At 63.9% G+C, this 13,592-nt stretch carries 9 protein-coding genes and 1 pseudogene; 5 read left to right on the forward strand and 5 right to left on the reverse strand.

All coding sequences use genetic code 11. The features are described 5' to 3' along the window. Positions 1–193 precede the first annotated feature (193 nt). A complete protein-coding gene (hrpA, locus tag PPL01S_RS20460) occupies positions 194–4,099 on the forward strand; it encodes an ATP-dependent RNA helicase HrpA (RefSeq protein ID WP_028625172.1) in 3,906 nt (1,301 codons plus the stop codon). A gap of 162 nt (positions 4,100–4,261) precedes the next feature. Beyond that, on the forward strand, positions 4,262–5,383 hold the full coding sequence (locus PPL01S_RS20465; protein WP_028625171.1) for a beta-ketoacyl-ACP synthase III: 1,122 nt from the start codon (positions 4,262–4,264) through the stop codon (positions 5,381–5,383). Between the two features lie 174 nt (positions 5,384–5,557). On the opposite strand, the gene PPL01S_RS20470 is transcribed toward PPL01S_RS20465, so the two are convergent. Next, positions 5,558–6,802 carry a putative porin gene (locus PPL01S_RS20470; protein WP_028625170.1) on the reverse strand — a complete coding sequence of 415 codons (1,245 nt, stop codon included), beginning with the start codon at positions 6,800–6,802 and terminating at the stop codon, positions 5,558–5,560. Positions 6,803–7,028: 226 nt separating this feature from the next. On the opposite strand from PPL01S_RS20470, the gene PPL01S_RS20475 reads away from it, so the two are divergent. Next, positions 7,029–8,156 (forward strand): GNAT family N-acetyltransferase, encoded by a 1,128-nt coding sequence (locus PPL01S_RS20475; RefSeq protein WP_016391853.1) that lies wholly within the window; start codon positions 7,029–7,031, stop codon positions 8,154–8,156. A 50-nt stretch (positions 8,157–8,206) separates the two neighbouring features. On the opposite strand, the gene PPL01S_RS20480 is transcribed toward PPL01S_RS20475, so the two are convergent. The 4 genes and pseudogenes from PPL01S_RS20480 to PPL01S_RS20495 all read right to left on the reverse strand — a co-directional run bounded on the left by PPL01S_RS20480 (position 8,207) and on the right by PPL01S_RS20495 (position 12,403). Further along, on the reverse strand, positions 8,207–10,039 hold the full coding sequence (locus tag PPL01S_RS20480) for an ABC transporter ATP-binding protein (protein WP_016391852.1): 1,833 nt from the start codon (positions 10,037–10,039) through the stop codon (positions 8,207–8,209). A gap of 62 nt (positions 10,040–10,101) precedes the next feature. Continuing rightward, positions 10,102–10,659 carry a peptidylprolyl isomerase A gene (locus tag PPL01S_RS20485; RefSeq protein ID WP_016391851.1) on the reverse strand — a complete coding sequence of 186 codons (558 nt, stop codon included), beginning with the start codon at positions 10,657–10,659 and terminating at the stop codon, positions 10,102–10,104. Then, positions 10,653–11,465: an alpha/beta fold hydrolase gene (locus PPL01S_RS20490; RefSeq protein WP_016391850.1), complete on the reverse strand. Its 813-nt coding sequence runs from the start codon at positions 11,463–11,465 to the stop codon at positions 10,653–10,655. The genes PPL01S_RS20485 and PPL01S_RS20490 overlap by 7 nt, the downstream gene beginning before the upstream one ends. 13 nt (positions 11,466–11,478) lie before the next feature. After that, positions 11,479–12,403 (reverse strand): annotated as a pseudogene (locus PPL01S_RS20495) (LysR family transcriptional regulator). A 48-nt stretch (positions 12,404–12,451) separates the two neighbouring features. On the opposite strand from PPL01S_RS20495, the gene PPL01S_RS20500 reads away from it, so the two are divergent. After that, on the forward strand, positions 12,452–12,766 hold the full coding sequence (locus PPL01S_RS20500; RefSeq protein WP_016391848.1) for a hypothetical protein: 315 nt from the start codon (positions 12,452–12,454) through the stop codon (positions 12,764–12,766). 108 nt (positions 12,767–12,874) lie between these two features. Then, positions 12,875–13,474 (forward strand): FMN-dependent NADH-azoreductase, encoded by a 600-nt coding sequence (locus PPL01S_RS20505; RefSeq protein WP_016391847.1) that lies wholly within the window; start codon positions 12,875–12,877, stop codon positions 13,472–13,474. The last annotated feature ends 118 nt before the right edge of the window (positions 13,475–13,592 follow it).

Consider the following 13,592-nt stretch of genomic DNA (forward strand, 5'->3'; position numbering starts at 1 on the left):
GATGTTGCCTCTGGCCTCATCGCCGGCAAGCCGGCTCCTACATGTTTTTGCATCCGGTGACGTTCCTGTGGGAGCCAGCTTGCTGGCGACAGGGCCGGCACAGACAGCAAACAACCGGCAAATCTGCGACAATCGCGCATCCTTCGAATGCCGATCATGAAAAGCAGGCCCACCTGCATCACTAAAAAGCCCCATGACTGACCACGCCATCGACAAACTGCTGCAAAACCTCGACCACGCCATGATCGCCGACCGCCACCGCCTGCGCCGGCAGATCCATGAACTGCGCAAGCGCCCGGACGAGGCGAAGCTGGCGCAGTGGGTGGAGAAGGTCCAGGCATCCTGTGCCCAGGTCACTGCGCGCCAGCATAGCGTGCCGACCATCCGCTACGACGACAGCCTGCCGATCGCCGCCAAGCGCGACGAAATCAAGAAGGCGCTGGCAGAAAACCAGGTGCTGGTGATTGCCGGCGAAACCGGCTCGGGCAAGACCACCCAGTTGCCCAAGATCTGTCTGGAGCTGGGTCGCGGCAGCCATGGCCTGATCGCCCACACCCAGCCACGGCGCATTGCCGCGCGCAGCGTCGCGGCGCGGGTGGCCGAGGAGCTGGGCACGCCACTCGGAGGGCTGGTCGGTTACCAGGTGCGTTTCGAAGACCAGAGCGATGCCAACACCCTGGTCAAGCTGATGACCGACGGCATCCTGCTGGCCGAGACCCAGCATGACCGCCTCCTCGAACGCTACGACACGATCATCGTCGACGAGGCGCATGAGCGCAGCCTGAACATCGATTTCCTCCTCGGCTATCTCAAGACCCTGCTGCACCGCCGGCCGGACCTGAAGTTGATCATCACCTCGGCGACCATCGACCTGGAGCGCTTCTCCAAGCACTTCGATGACGCGCCGATCATCGAGGTGTCCGGCCGTACCTACCCGGTAGACACCTGGTACCGCCCGCTGACCAGCGAACAGGACGAAGAGGGCAACCAGGTCGAGGACGACCTCACCGTCGACCAGGCGATCCTTGCCAGCCTCGACGAGATCGCCCACCACGAGCGCAGCGAGGGCAAGGGCCCCGGCGATGTGCTGGTGTTCCTGCCCGGTGAGCGGGAGATTCGCGACGCCGCCGAGATCCTGCGCAAGGCGCAGCTGCGCCATACCGAGATCCTGCCACTGTATGCCCGCCTGTCACCGGCCGAGCAGCAGCGCATCTTCCAGTCGCACAGCGGACGGCGCGTGGTCCTGGCGACCAACGTCGCCGAAACCTCGCTGACCGTGCCTGGTATCCGCTATGTGATCGACACCGGCACCGCGCGCATCAGCCGCTACAGCTACCGCGCCAAGGTTCAGCGCCTGCCGATCGAGGCGGTGTCCCAGGCCAGCGCCAACCAGCGTAAGGGCCGATGCGGCCGGGTCGAACCCGGCATCTGCATCCGCCTGTACAGCGAAGAGGATTTCAACGGCCGGCCGGCGTTCACCGACCCCGAGATCCTGCGCACCAACCTGGCGGCGGTGATCCTGCAGATGCTGCACCTGCGCCTGGGAGCGATCGACGCCTTCCCGTTCATCGAGCCGCCGGATGGCAAGGCTATCAGCGACGGTTTCAACCTGCTGCAGGAGCTGTCGGCGGTCAACCGCGAGAACCAGCTGACCCCACTCGGCCGCCAGCTGGCGCGCTTGCCGATCGACCCGCGGATGGGCCGCATGCTGCTTGAAGGTGCCCGCCAGGGCAGCCTGCAGGAAGTGCTGATCGTGGCCAGTGCACTGTCGGTGCAAGACCCGCGCGAGCGCCCGCCGGAGCGCCAGCAGGCCGCCGACCAGGCGCATGCGCAGTGGAAGGACGTCGATTCCGATTTCGCCGCACTGGTGAACCTGTGGCGCGGCTTCGAGGAGCAGCGCCAGGCGCTGACCGCCAACCCGCTGCGCAACTGGTGCCGGAAGAATTTCCTCAACTACCTGCGCCTGCGCGAGTGGCGCGATGCCCATCGCCAGCTGGCGCTGATCTGCCGTGACCTGCAGCTGACGGTCAACAAGGAACCGTCCGACTACCAGAAGATGCACAAGGCCATTCTCAGCGGCCTGCTCAGCCAGATCGGTCACAAGGCCGAAGAGGGCGACTACCAGGGCGCGCGTCAGCGCCGCTTCTGGGTGCACCCGTCGTCGGGCATCGGCCGCAAGCGGCCGCAGTGGCTGATGGCTGCCGAGCTGGTCGAGACCACCAAGCTGTATGCGCGCATGGTCGCCAAGATCGAACCCGACTGGATCGAGCCGCTGGCCGGGCACCTGGTGAAGAAGAACCACTTCGAGCCGCACTGGGAGAAAAAGCGCGGGCAAGTGGTGGCCTACGAGCAGATCACCCTGTACGGATTGATCCTGGTCGGGCGTCGCCCGGTCCACTTCGGGCCGATCGACCCGGTCACCTCGCGCGAGCTGTTCATCCGCGAAGGGCTGGTCGGTGGCGAGATCCAGTCGCGGGCCAAGTGCCTGGCGGCCAACAAGCGCCTGCTCGAAGCGCTCGACGAGCTGGAGGCCAAGGCCCGTCGTCGCGATATCCTGGCCGATGAGGAAACCCTCTACGCCTTCTACGAAGCACGCCTGCCGGCCGAGATCCACCAGACCGCGACCTTCGACAGCTGGTACCGCATGGGTAGCCAGAAGGATGCCAACCTGCTGATCATGCGCGAGGAAGACGTGCTGGCCCGCGAGGCCAGCGAAGTCACCGCCGCGCAATACCCCGACAGCCTGCAGGTGGGGGAGCTGCGCCTGCCCTTGAGTTACCACTTCGAGCCTGGCCATGCGCGTGACGGTGTCACCGTGCGGGTGCCGGCGCCGTTGTTGCCGAGCCTGCCGGGCGAGCGCCTGGAGTGGCTGGTGCCCGGCCTGCTGGAGGCCAAGTGCGTGGCCCTGGTGCGCAACTTGCCAAAGGCCCTGCGCAAGAACTTCGTGCCGGTACCGGATTTCGTCAAGGCCGCGCTGGCGCGCATGACCTTCGGCCAGGGCGCACTGCCCCAGGCGCTGGGCCAGGAGCTGCTGCGCATGACCGGTGCACGCGTGTCCGACGAGGCCTGGGCAGAATCCATCGGCCTGGTAGAGGGCCACTTGCGGATGAACATCGAAGTGGTCGACGGCCAGGGCAAGTTCCTCGGCGAGGGCCGTGACCTGGCCGAGCTGACCGCACGCTTCGCTGCCGCCAGCCAGGCGGCGTTGGCGGTGCCGCGCAACGAGAAAAGCGATCAGCCGGTGCAGGCCAAGGCCTTCAGCGAGGTGAAACAGACGGCCCAGCAGAAGATCGCCGGGTTGTCGATGACGGTGTATCCGGCGTTGGTTGAGGAGAGCGGCAGTGTCCGTGAGGGGCGATTCTCGACCCAGGCCGAGGCCGAGTTCCAGCACCGCCGCGCGCTGCAGCGCCTGCTGCTGCAGCAGTTGGCAGATCCGGCCAAGTTCCTGCGCGGCAAGCTGCCGGGGCTGACCGAGCTGGGCCTGCGGTACCGTGAACTGGGGCGTGTCGAAGCCTTGGTCGAGGACATCCTGCTGGCCAGCCTGGACACCTGCATCCTCGAAGGCGAAACGAGCCTGCCACGCGATGGCGCGGCATTGGCCGGGCTGGCTGAACGCAAGCGTGGCAGCTGGGCCGAACATGCCGAGCGCCTGGCCAGGCAGACCCTGGAAGTGCTCAAGCTGTGGCATGGCCTGCAGAAGCGCTTCAAGGGCAAGATCGATTTGAGCCAGGCCGTGGCCCTCAACGATATCAAGCAGCAGCTGGCCAATCTGGTCTATCCAGGCTTCGTGCGCGAGACGCCGAGCGACTGGTTCAAGGAGTTGCCACGCTACCTGAAGGCGGTAGAACTGCGCCTGGAAAAACTCGGCGCACAGGTGCAGAAGGACCGGGTGTGGAGCGGTGAGCTGGGCAACCTCTGGGCGCAGTACAAGGCCCGTGCCGACAAGCATGCCCAGGAGGGCAAGCGCGATGAGCAGCTGACCCTTTACCGTTGGTTGCTGGAAGAGTATCGGGTGTCGTTGTTTGCGCAACAGCTGGGTACCAAGGTGCCGATTTCCGATAAACGCCTCAGCAAACAGTGGTCGCAGGTAGAAGCCTAATCGGCTGAAGTTGTGGCAATATTGACGCAATTCGGGGCCGCTTTGCGGCCCATCGCGGGCAAGCCCGCTCCTACAGGGGCAGGTCCTCGATTCAAAGTTGGTACTAAAGTGCCATTATTCCGGCCAGCGCCCATGCGATGGCCTTAGACCAGAGGAACCACCGTGCACAACGTCGTGATCAGCGGCACCGGCCTGTATACCCCGGCCCAAAGCATTTCCAACGAAGAACTGGTGGAGTCCTTCAACATCTGGTCGCAGCAGTTCAATCGTGATAACGCCGCCGCCATCGAGCGCGGCGAGATCGAGGCCGCGCCGCTGTCCGATGTGGCCTTCATCGAAAAGGCATCGGGCATCAAGAACCGCTTCGTCATGGACAAGGCCGGCATCCTCGATCCGCAGCGCATGAAACCGCGTTTGCCAGAGCGCTCCAATGACCAGCAGTCGATCCTCTGCGAGATGGGCGTGGCCGCCGCTCGCCAGGCGCTGGAGCGCGCCGGCCGGACCGCTGCCGATGTCGACGGGGTGATCGTCGCCTGTTCCAACCTGCAGCGTCCGTACCCCGCCATTGCCATCGAGGTGCAGCAAGCCTTGGGGATCGAAGGTTTCGCCTTCGACATGAACGTGGCCTGCTCGTCGGCCACCTTCGGCATCCAGACGGCCGCCAACAGCGTGCAACTGGGGCAGGCCCGGGCGCTGCTGGTGGTCAGCCCGGAGATCTGCACCGGGCACCTGAATTTCCGTGACCGCGACAGCCACTTCATCTTCGGTGACGCCGCCACTGCGGTACTGGTCGAGCGTGCCGACCTGGCAACCTCGACGCACCAGTTCGACATCGTCGGCACCAAGTTGAAGACGGCGTTCTCCAACAACATCCGCAACAATTTCGGCTTCCTCAACCGCACGGCGGAAGAGGGCATCGGCGCGCGCGACAAGCTGTTCGTGCAGGAAGGGCGCAAGGTGTTCAAGGAAGTCTGCCCGATGGTCGCCGAACTGATCGGCAAGCACCTGGGCGAGAACGACCTGCAGCCGTCCGACGTCAAGCGCTTCTGGCTGCACCAGGCCAACCTGAGCATGAACCACCTGATCGTGAAGAAACTGCTGGGGCGTGAAGTGGCAGAGGAAGATGCGCCGGTGATTCTCGACCGGTATGCCAATACCAGTTCGGCGGGGTCGGTGATTGCCTTCCACTTGTACCAGGATGATCTGGCCAAGGGCGCGCTGGGGGTGTTGAGCTCGTTTGGCGCTGGGTATTCGATTGGTAGCGTGATTCTGCGCAAGCGCTGACAGATAGCGTCGGCCCCATCGCCGGCAAGCCGGCTCCCACAGGTACCCCACAATACCTGTGGGAGCCGGCTTGCCGGCGATGGGGCCGCTGCATTTCTGCCAGACAAAAAAAGGCAGGAAACGCCGGATGGGGTCGGCATTTCCCGCCTCAATGCGAAGCAGAGGAGTTGTCGCTTAGAACTTGGCTTCCAGGTCCACCTGCAGCGTGTCTACGTCAGCATCGCTGTTCGGCAGGTTGGAGTAGTCGGTCTTGGCCATCAGGTAGGTCGCACCCAGGGCGAAGTTCTTGTCGATCTCGTAGCCAACCTTGAACTTGTGACCGCGGGAACCGGTGAAGCCGTTGCCGAAGTCGGAGTCGGTGAACAGGCTGACCACCGCGTTACGCTGCACGTCGCGGTAGTTGTAGTCCAGGCTCCAGGCGCCCACTTTGCTTTTCAGGCCCGCCAGCCAGCCAATGTCCTTGCCGTCGGTGCTCTGGGTGTTCTTGACGTACTGGCCATAGGCCGACAGCGGGATGGCGAAGCCGGTGAAGTCCAGCTGGCCGAAGCCTTCGACCAGGTTGAACTGGTCGGTGGTGTTGCCCAGCGAACGCAGTGCAGCCGAGTCTTCGTCGTTGTCGTAGGCGTAGAGGCTGGCACCGACGGTGAGCTTGACGGTATCGGCGACATCGAACTTGGTGCCCAGCTGGCCGTGGTACAGCTGCGCGTCATGCTTGTACTGCACACCGTCGCCGTCGACGTTGTCCTTCAGGTTGTAATGGCCGGCGCTGCCGAACACTTCGGCCGGGCCGAGGTTGGTCTTGTAGGTGACGGCCACGCCTTCGGGGTTGATGTCGCTGTCCCAGATGATGTCCCCCATGCTCACCCACGGCTGCAACATCTTGCCGCCGATCAGGTGCAGGTTCGGCAGGGCAGTGGGGTGCCAGTCGAGGTAGGCCAGGTCCAGCCACAGCGTTTTCTTCTCGAAATAGTTGTCCAGGCTCTGGTTGGTCGAGCGGGCATCGGCGCTGCTGCCGGTGGCCACGCGCACGCCGGCGTCGACCTGCGGGTTGATCTCGCTGTAGAAGCCGACGCGGGCACGCACACGTTCACGGTCCTGGTTGCCGCTGCGGGAGTTCGGGTTGTCGACGTTGACGTCTTCGTAGCGCAGGCGCACATCACCCTTGATCTGGGTCTTGGCGGCCCATGCCACTTTCTGTTCGAAGGCGCTCATGCGGTCGGATTGAGCCTTCTGGTCGGCTTTTTCCTTGGCTTCCTTGGCCAGATCGCCCTGCAGCTCGGTGTACTGCGCCTGGTTGATCGAGCCATTGGCGCGGAGCATTTCGAGCAGCTTGGCGTCAACAGCTGCACTGGCCGGAGTACTCAGAGCCAGCATCATGCCGGTGAGGCTCACTCCGGTAAGTGTGGAAACAAGACGCATAAGGTTCTCCCTACTGATAAATATCGGGGAGGCTCAGCGCCCGCCCCATCTTGGCATGTCCTCGGAAAGGGCCTGAATAGACAGGTTCTGGGGTTCCGAAAAACAGGCGCAAGTATTGCGAGGGCGAATGACAGAACGATGTCGAATTAGTGGCGCTGCGGTTAAGTAATTGAGTAACAAAGGTTCCTTCCGCAATACTGGCGGCGTTCAACGAAGAGTCGATACCGTGACCAGCCTCTACAGCCTTGCCCACCTGCGTGACCTGCCTACGGCGACCTGGGACGCCCTGGTACCCGATGGCCAGCCTTTCCTGCGCCATGCCTTTCTCAGTGCCCTGGAAGACAGTGGCAGCGTGGCGCCCGCGGGCGGTTGGGCCGCCGAACACCTGGTGCTGGAGCGTGAAGGGCAGGTGCGGGCGTTGCTGCCGGCCTACCGCAAGTGGCATTCGTATGGCGAATATGTGTTCGACCAGGGTTGGGCCGATGCCTGCGCGCGTGCCGGCATCGCCTATTACCCCAAGTTGCTCGGGGCGGTGCCGTTCAGCCCGGTCAGCGGCCCACGCTTGCTGGCTGCCGAACCTGCCGATGGCCTGTTGCTGTTGCAGGCATTGCCGGAGTACCTGGGCAAGGGCGGGCTCTCCGGTGCGCATATCAACTTCACCGACGCCAGCCTCGACGCGCAGATGGCCGGCCTGCCAGGCTGGATGGAACGTCTGGGTTGCCAGTTCCACTGGCGCAACCAAGGCTACCGCGATTTCCAGGACTTCCTCGACAGCCTGAGCTCACGCAAGCGCAAGCAGATGCGCAAGGAGCGCGAGCAGGTGGCCGGGCAGGGCATCGATTTTCGTTGGTACCGTGGCGATGAACTGGATGAGGCCCAATGGGATTTCATCTACCTGTGCTACGCCAACACCTATGCCGTGCGCAGGCGGTCGCCGTACCTGACCCGCGAATTCTTCAGCCTGCTGGCCGAACGCATGCCCGAGTCAGTCAGGGTAGTGATGGCCCGCCAGGGTGGGCGCGATGTGGCGATGGCCCTGAGCCTGGTGGGTGGCGACAGTTTGTTCGGACGTTACTGGGGTTGCCTGGATGAGTTCGACCGGCTGCACTTCGAGACTTGCTTCTACCAAGGCATGGACTTTGCGATTGCCGAAGGGCTGCAGCGCTTCGATGCCGGGGCGCAGGGCGAGCACAAGTTGATCCGCGGGTTCGAGCCGGTGCTGACGCGGTCCTGGCATTACCTGCTGCACCCGGGGTTGCGGCGGGCAGTCGAAGATTTCTTGCGCCAGGAGCGGGAAGGGGTCCTGGGGTATGCCGAAGAGGCGCGGGGAATGTTGCCCTATCGCCAGGGCTGAAACCTGTGGGGCCCTATCGCCGGCTTGCCGGCGATAGGGCCCCACAGGTATCAATCGACCCCGACAAACCCCCCGGTCTGGTGATGCCACAACCGGGCATACAACCCCTGCTGCTCCAGCAACTCGCTGTGGCTGCCACTCTCGACGATATGCCCCTTGTCCAGCACCACCAGCCGGTCCATCCGGGCAATGGTCGAAAGCCGGTGGGCGATGGCGATCACCGTCTTGCCCTGCATCAAGGTCTCCAGGCTTTCCTGGATCGCCGCTTCCACCTCCGAATCCAGTGCCGATGTCGCCTCGTCCATGATCAGGATCGGTGCATTCTTGAGCAGCACCCGCGCAATGGCGATGCGCTGGCGCTGGCCGCCTGACAACTTGACCCCGCGCTCGCCGACATGGGCATCGAAGCCCGTGCGCCCCTGGGCATCGGAAAGCATCGGGATGAACTCGTCGGCCCGCGCCCGGCGCACGGCTTCCTGCAGCGCCGCCTCGCTGGCATCAGGCCGGCCGTAGAGCAGGTTGTCGCGGATCGAACGATGCAGCAGCGAGGTGTCCTGGGTGATCATGCCGATCTGGGCCCGCAGGCTGGCCTGGCTGACATCGGCGATGTCCTGCCCGTCGATCAGGATGCGCCCGCCCTGCACGTCATAGAGCCTCAGCAGCAGGTTGACCAGGGTCGACTTGCCGGCGCCGGAGGGGCCGATCAGGCCGATCTTCTCGCCCGGGCGGATATCCAGGTTCAGCCCTTCGATGACATTGCCGCCCCTGCCGTAATGGAAGTCGACATCGTCGAAACGCACCGCCCCACGGCTCACCTTCAGCGCCGGTGCCTGGGGCTTGTCGGTGACGGTGACCGGCTGGGCGATGGTCTGCAGGCCGTCCTGGACCATGCCGATGTTCTCGAAGATGCCGTTGACCACCCACATGATCCAGCCGGACATGTTGACGATACGAATCACCAGCCCGGTGGCCAGGGCGATGGCGCCGACGGTGATCAGCGACTGGCTCCACAGCCACAGGGCAAGGCCGGTGGTGGCGACCACCAGCAGGCCGTTGAGGGAGGTGATGACCACGTCCATGCTGGTGACCACGCGGGAGGCCAGCTGGGTTTTTTCGGTCTGCTCGCGGATCGCTTCGCGGGCGTACTGCTGCTCGTAGTCGGTGTGGGCGAACAGCTTGAGGGTGGCGATATTGGTATAGCCGTCGACAATGCGGCCCATCAGCTTGGAGCGCGCGTCGGAGGACACCACCGACCGCTCCTTCACCCGTGGCACGAAGTAGAACAGCGATGCGATGTAGGCGGCGATCCACGCCAGCAGGGGCAGCATCAGGCGCCAGTCGGCCTCGGCAAACAGCACCAGCGAGGTGATGGCGTAGATCAGCACATGCCACAGTGCATCGACCGCCTGCACCGCCGAGTCGCGCAGCGAGTTGCCGGTCTGCATGATGCGCTGGGCGATGCGCCCGGCGAAGTCGCTCTGGAAGAAGTTCAGGCTCTGCTTGAGCACATAGGTGTGGTTCTGCCAGCGGATCAGGCTGGTCATGCCAGGGTTGATGGTCTGGTGCACCAGCAGGTCATGCAGGCCGAAGAAGATCGGCCGCAGCAGCAGGATCACCACCAGCATCCAGATCAGCTCGCCGCTGTGCTGGCTGAAGAAGTCGGCGTTGGGGGTGCCCTGGGCGAGGTCGATGATGCGGCTCAGGTAGCTGAACATCGCCACTTCGATCAGTGAAGCGAACAGGCCGACCACCAGCAGGGCGAGAAAACTCGGCCACACCTGGCGCAGGTAGTACAGGTAGAACGGCCACACCTGGGTAGGCGGCGATTCGCTCGGGGCTTCGCGAAAGATGTCGATCAGTTGCTCGAAGCGACGGTACAGCATGGGTGACAAGACTCCTGTTCTACCCGACCTGAGAAGGTTTCACGTCCCTGTGAAACCTGCGGTCAGTCGATGCGTTTGGCCGACTTGATGTACACCGGATCGGCCGGGACATCGCGCATGCCTTTCTTGACGGTGGTGGGCGAATTGACGATCTGGTCGACCACTTCCATGCCCTTGGTGACCTTGCCGAACACAGCGTAGCCCGCATCGCGGCCCGGGTTGAGGAAGTCGTTGTCGGCCACGTTGATGAAGAACTGGCTGGTGGCCGAGTTCGGGTCGGAGGTGCGCGCCATCGACAGCGTGCCGCGGGTGTTCTGCAGGCCGTTGCTGGCTTCGTTGCGGATCGGGTCATGGGTGGACTTCTGCACCATCTGGTCGGTGAAGCCGCCGCCCTGGACCATGAACCCCGGGATCACCCGGTGGAAAATGGTGTTGTTGTAGAAACCACTGTCGACATAGCCGAGGAAGTTCTTGGTACTGACCGGCGCCTTCTCGGCATTGAGCTCGATTTCGACCTGGCCGAAGCTGGTGTCCAGCAGGACGTGCGGGGTCTTGTCGGAAGCCATGACGCTGGTGGCGAAGGCGACCGAGCAGGCGGTGAGCAGGAGTTTTTTCAGCATGGGCTCAAAGATCCTTGAGAGGTGGAAGCGGCTGCGAGGAATTGCAGCAATGTCTGGTTGAAGACCTCGGGTTGGTCGAGGGGCGTAGCGTGCCGGGAATCGTCGATGACTGCCAGCGTCGCCTTGGGCATCAGGGCGACATAGCGCTGCTTGAGTTGTATCGGGGTGTAATCGTGGTCGGCGGTGATCACCAGCGTGGGACAGTGGATGTGCTGGATGCGTTCCAGCACGCCCCAATCGACGATGGCGTCGAAGCTCTTGAGGTAGGCGCGCTTGTCGTTGCGCGCCCAGCGCTGGGCCATCTTGCGCCGCAGCTCGGTTTGGCCGGGCTTGGGGAACAGGCGCTCGGCCAGACCGTTGCCGATCGTTTGCATGCTGAGGATGCGCGCCAGGCCCCAGCGCTTGGCCCACCAGATCCAGTCGCTGCGGGTGCGCCGCTTGACCTCGGGGGCACTGTTGACGATGCACAGGCTGCGCAGCCATTGCGGATGGTCGACGGCGAACTGGAAGCCGACCATGCCACCCATGGACAGGCCCACCAGGTGCACCGGGCCTGTCTGCAGGTGCTCGAGCAGGGCCAGCAGGTCTTCGCTGAAGGTGGCGATCTGGTAACCGTCGCGGGGCTTGTCGGAGCGGCCGTGGCCCCGGGTGTCCATCAGGATCACCCGGTAGTGGCGGCTCAGCTCGGGTACCTGCAATTCCCAGTCCTGGCTGCTCGAGCCCAGGCCGTGCAGCAGCACCAGGGGTTCGCCCTGGCCGTACTCCTGATAGTGCAGTGAGCATCCTTCGTGTTCGAAATAGGCCAACGGCGCGGTCCTCTCAGGCTTGTGGGGGGGCTGCGAAGGGCACGTCCAGCGGCGCGGTGTCGAAATTGCGCAGCAGGTCGATGAGAATCTGCGTGGCCGGGCCCAGGGTCTTTTCCTTGCTCGAATAAAGGGTAGAACAGTGGGTGGCGGCTGCCACCCTGATCCAGCGGCAACGGCTTGAGCACGCCATCGCGCAGTTCGCGTTCGATCATGTGCCGTGGCAGCCAGGCAAAGCCCAGGCCGCTGCTGACAAACGTGGCGGCGGTGCCCAGGCTGCCGACCGTCCAGCGCTGCTCGGCGCCGAGCCAACCGACATCGCGCGGCTGCGCGCGGCCTGAGTCGCGAATCACCACCTGCAGCTGGCTCTCCAGGTCCTGGAAGGTCAGCTCGCGGCCCAGGCGGTGCAGGCTGTGCTCAGGGTGGGCGACGGCGACGAACTCCACTGCGCTCAGTTCAGCGCCCAGATAGCCGCCGATGCTGTAGCTGCTGATGGCAAGGTCGGCGATGCCTTCGTGCATCACCTCCTCGACGCCAGACAGCACTTCCTCGCGCAAGCGCACCCGGCATCCGCGGCTCTGCGGCATGAATGCGGCCAACGCGCGTACCAGGCGGGCGCTGGGGTAGGCGGCATCGACCACCACGCGCACCTCGGCTTCCCAGCCTTGTTCCATGTGGTGGGCCAGGTCTTCGAGCTGGCTGGCCTGCTTGACCAGGTGCCGCGAGCGGCGCAGCAGCACGTTGCCGGCTTCGGTGAGCACGGCCTTGCGCCCGTCGATGCGCAGCAATGGCACGCCCAGTTGCTCCTGCATGCGCGCCACGGTGTAGCTGACCGACGACTGCGAGCGGTGCAGCGCTTCGGCGGCCTGGGCAAACCCCCCGTGATCGACCACTGCCTGCAGGGTTCGCCACTGATCCAGGGTTACGCGCGGCGCTTTCATCTTTGGCTCCTGTTGTCCTAAGCTGCGCTCTTTCAAGGAGAGCGCCACATGAAGAAATGTTGTGCGGCAATACTGATGTGCCTGCCCCTTGGGGCCATGGCTTACCCCATCGACGTGGAGAAGGAACTGACCGGGGTCAAGCTGGACTACAACGCCTACGACACCGCCTACGACATCGGTGCCATCACCCTGAACAACTATGGGCAAGTGCCGGCGGCCTGCAAGGTGACGTTCCGCAATGGCCCGGAGGCACCTCGGGTGCGGCGGGTCAATGTACCGGCCGGCAAGAGCGCGGACGTGACGGCCAAGTTCAACCGGCAGATCATCAAGTTGCGCATCGCACTGAACTGCAAAGCGGAATAAAACGGATTAATCGATAGATACAACCCGCTTTTTACGCTTTTTTATCGATAGGTCAAGCCTTAATCTCACCTCCATCGAATCGCACCCTTTTTGCCGATGGAGGCACCCATGTCCCGCGTACTGATCATCGAAAGCAGCGCCCGCCAGCAGGATTCCGTTTCCCGCCAACTGACCCGAGACTTCATCGCGCAATGGCAAACGGCGCACCCGGCCGACGAGATCACCGTCCGCGACCTGGCCGTGACCCCGGTGCCGCACCTGGACGCCAACCTGCTGGGTGGCTGGATGAAGCCGGAAGAACAGCGCAGCGCCGCCGAACTGGAGGCCCTGGCCCTTTCCAACACGCTGACCGATGAATTGCTCGCCGCCGATGTGCTGGTAATGGCTGCGCCGATGTACAACTTCACCATCCCCAGCACGCTCAAGGCCTGGCTCGACCACGTGCTGCGTGCCGGCATCACCTTCAAGTACACCCCGACCGGCCCGCAAGGCCTGCTGACCGGCAAGCGCGCGATCGTCCTGACTGCCCGTGGCGGCATTCATGCCGGTGCCACCAGTGACCACCAGGAACCCTACCTGCGCCAGGTGATGGCCTTTATCGGCATCCACGATGTGACCTTCATCCATGCCGAAGGCCTGAACATGAGCGGCGACTTCCATGAGAAGGGCATCAACCAGGCCAAGGCCAGGCTGGCTGCGGTGGCCTGAGCTTCAGCGAATTCCCGATCCTGACACCTTGTTTGCTCCTTTGGGTGTAGCTGCCCGGCCTCCATGGCCGGGCTTTTTTGGTTCGCCATGGGAGGTCTTGTGTTTGTGAGATCGAGCG

Source organism: Pseudomonas plecoglossicida NBRC 103162 = DSM 15088 (genome assembly GCF_000730665.1).
Lineage (GTDB): Bacteria > Pseudomonadota > Gammaproteobacteria > Pseudomonadales > Pseudomonadaceae > Aquipseudomonas > Aquipseudomonas plecoglossicida.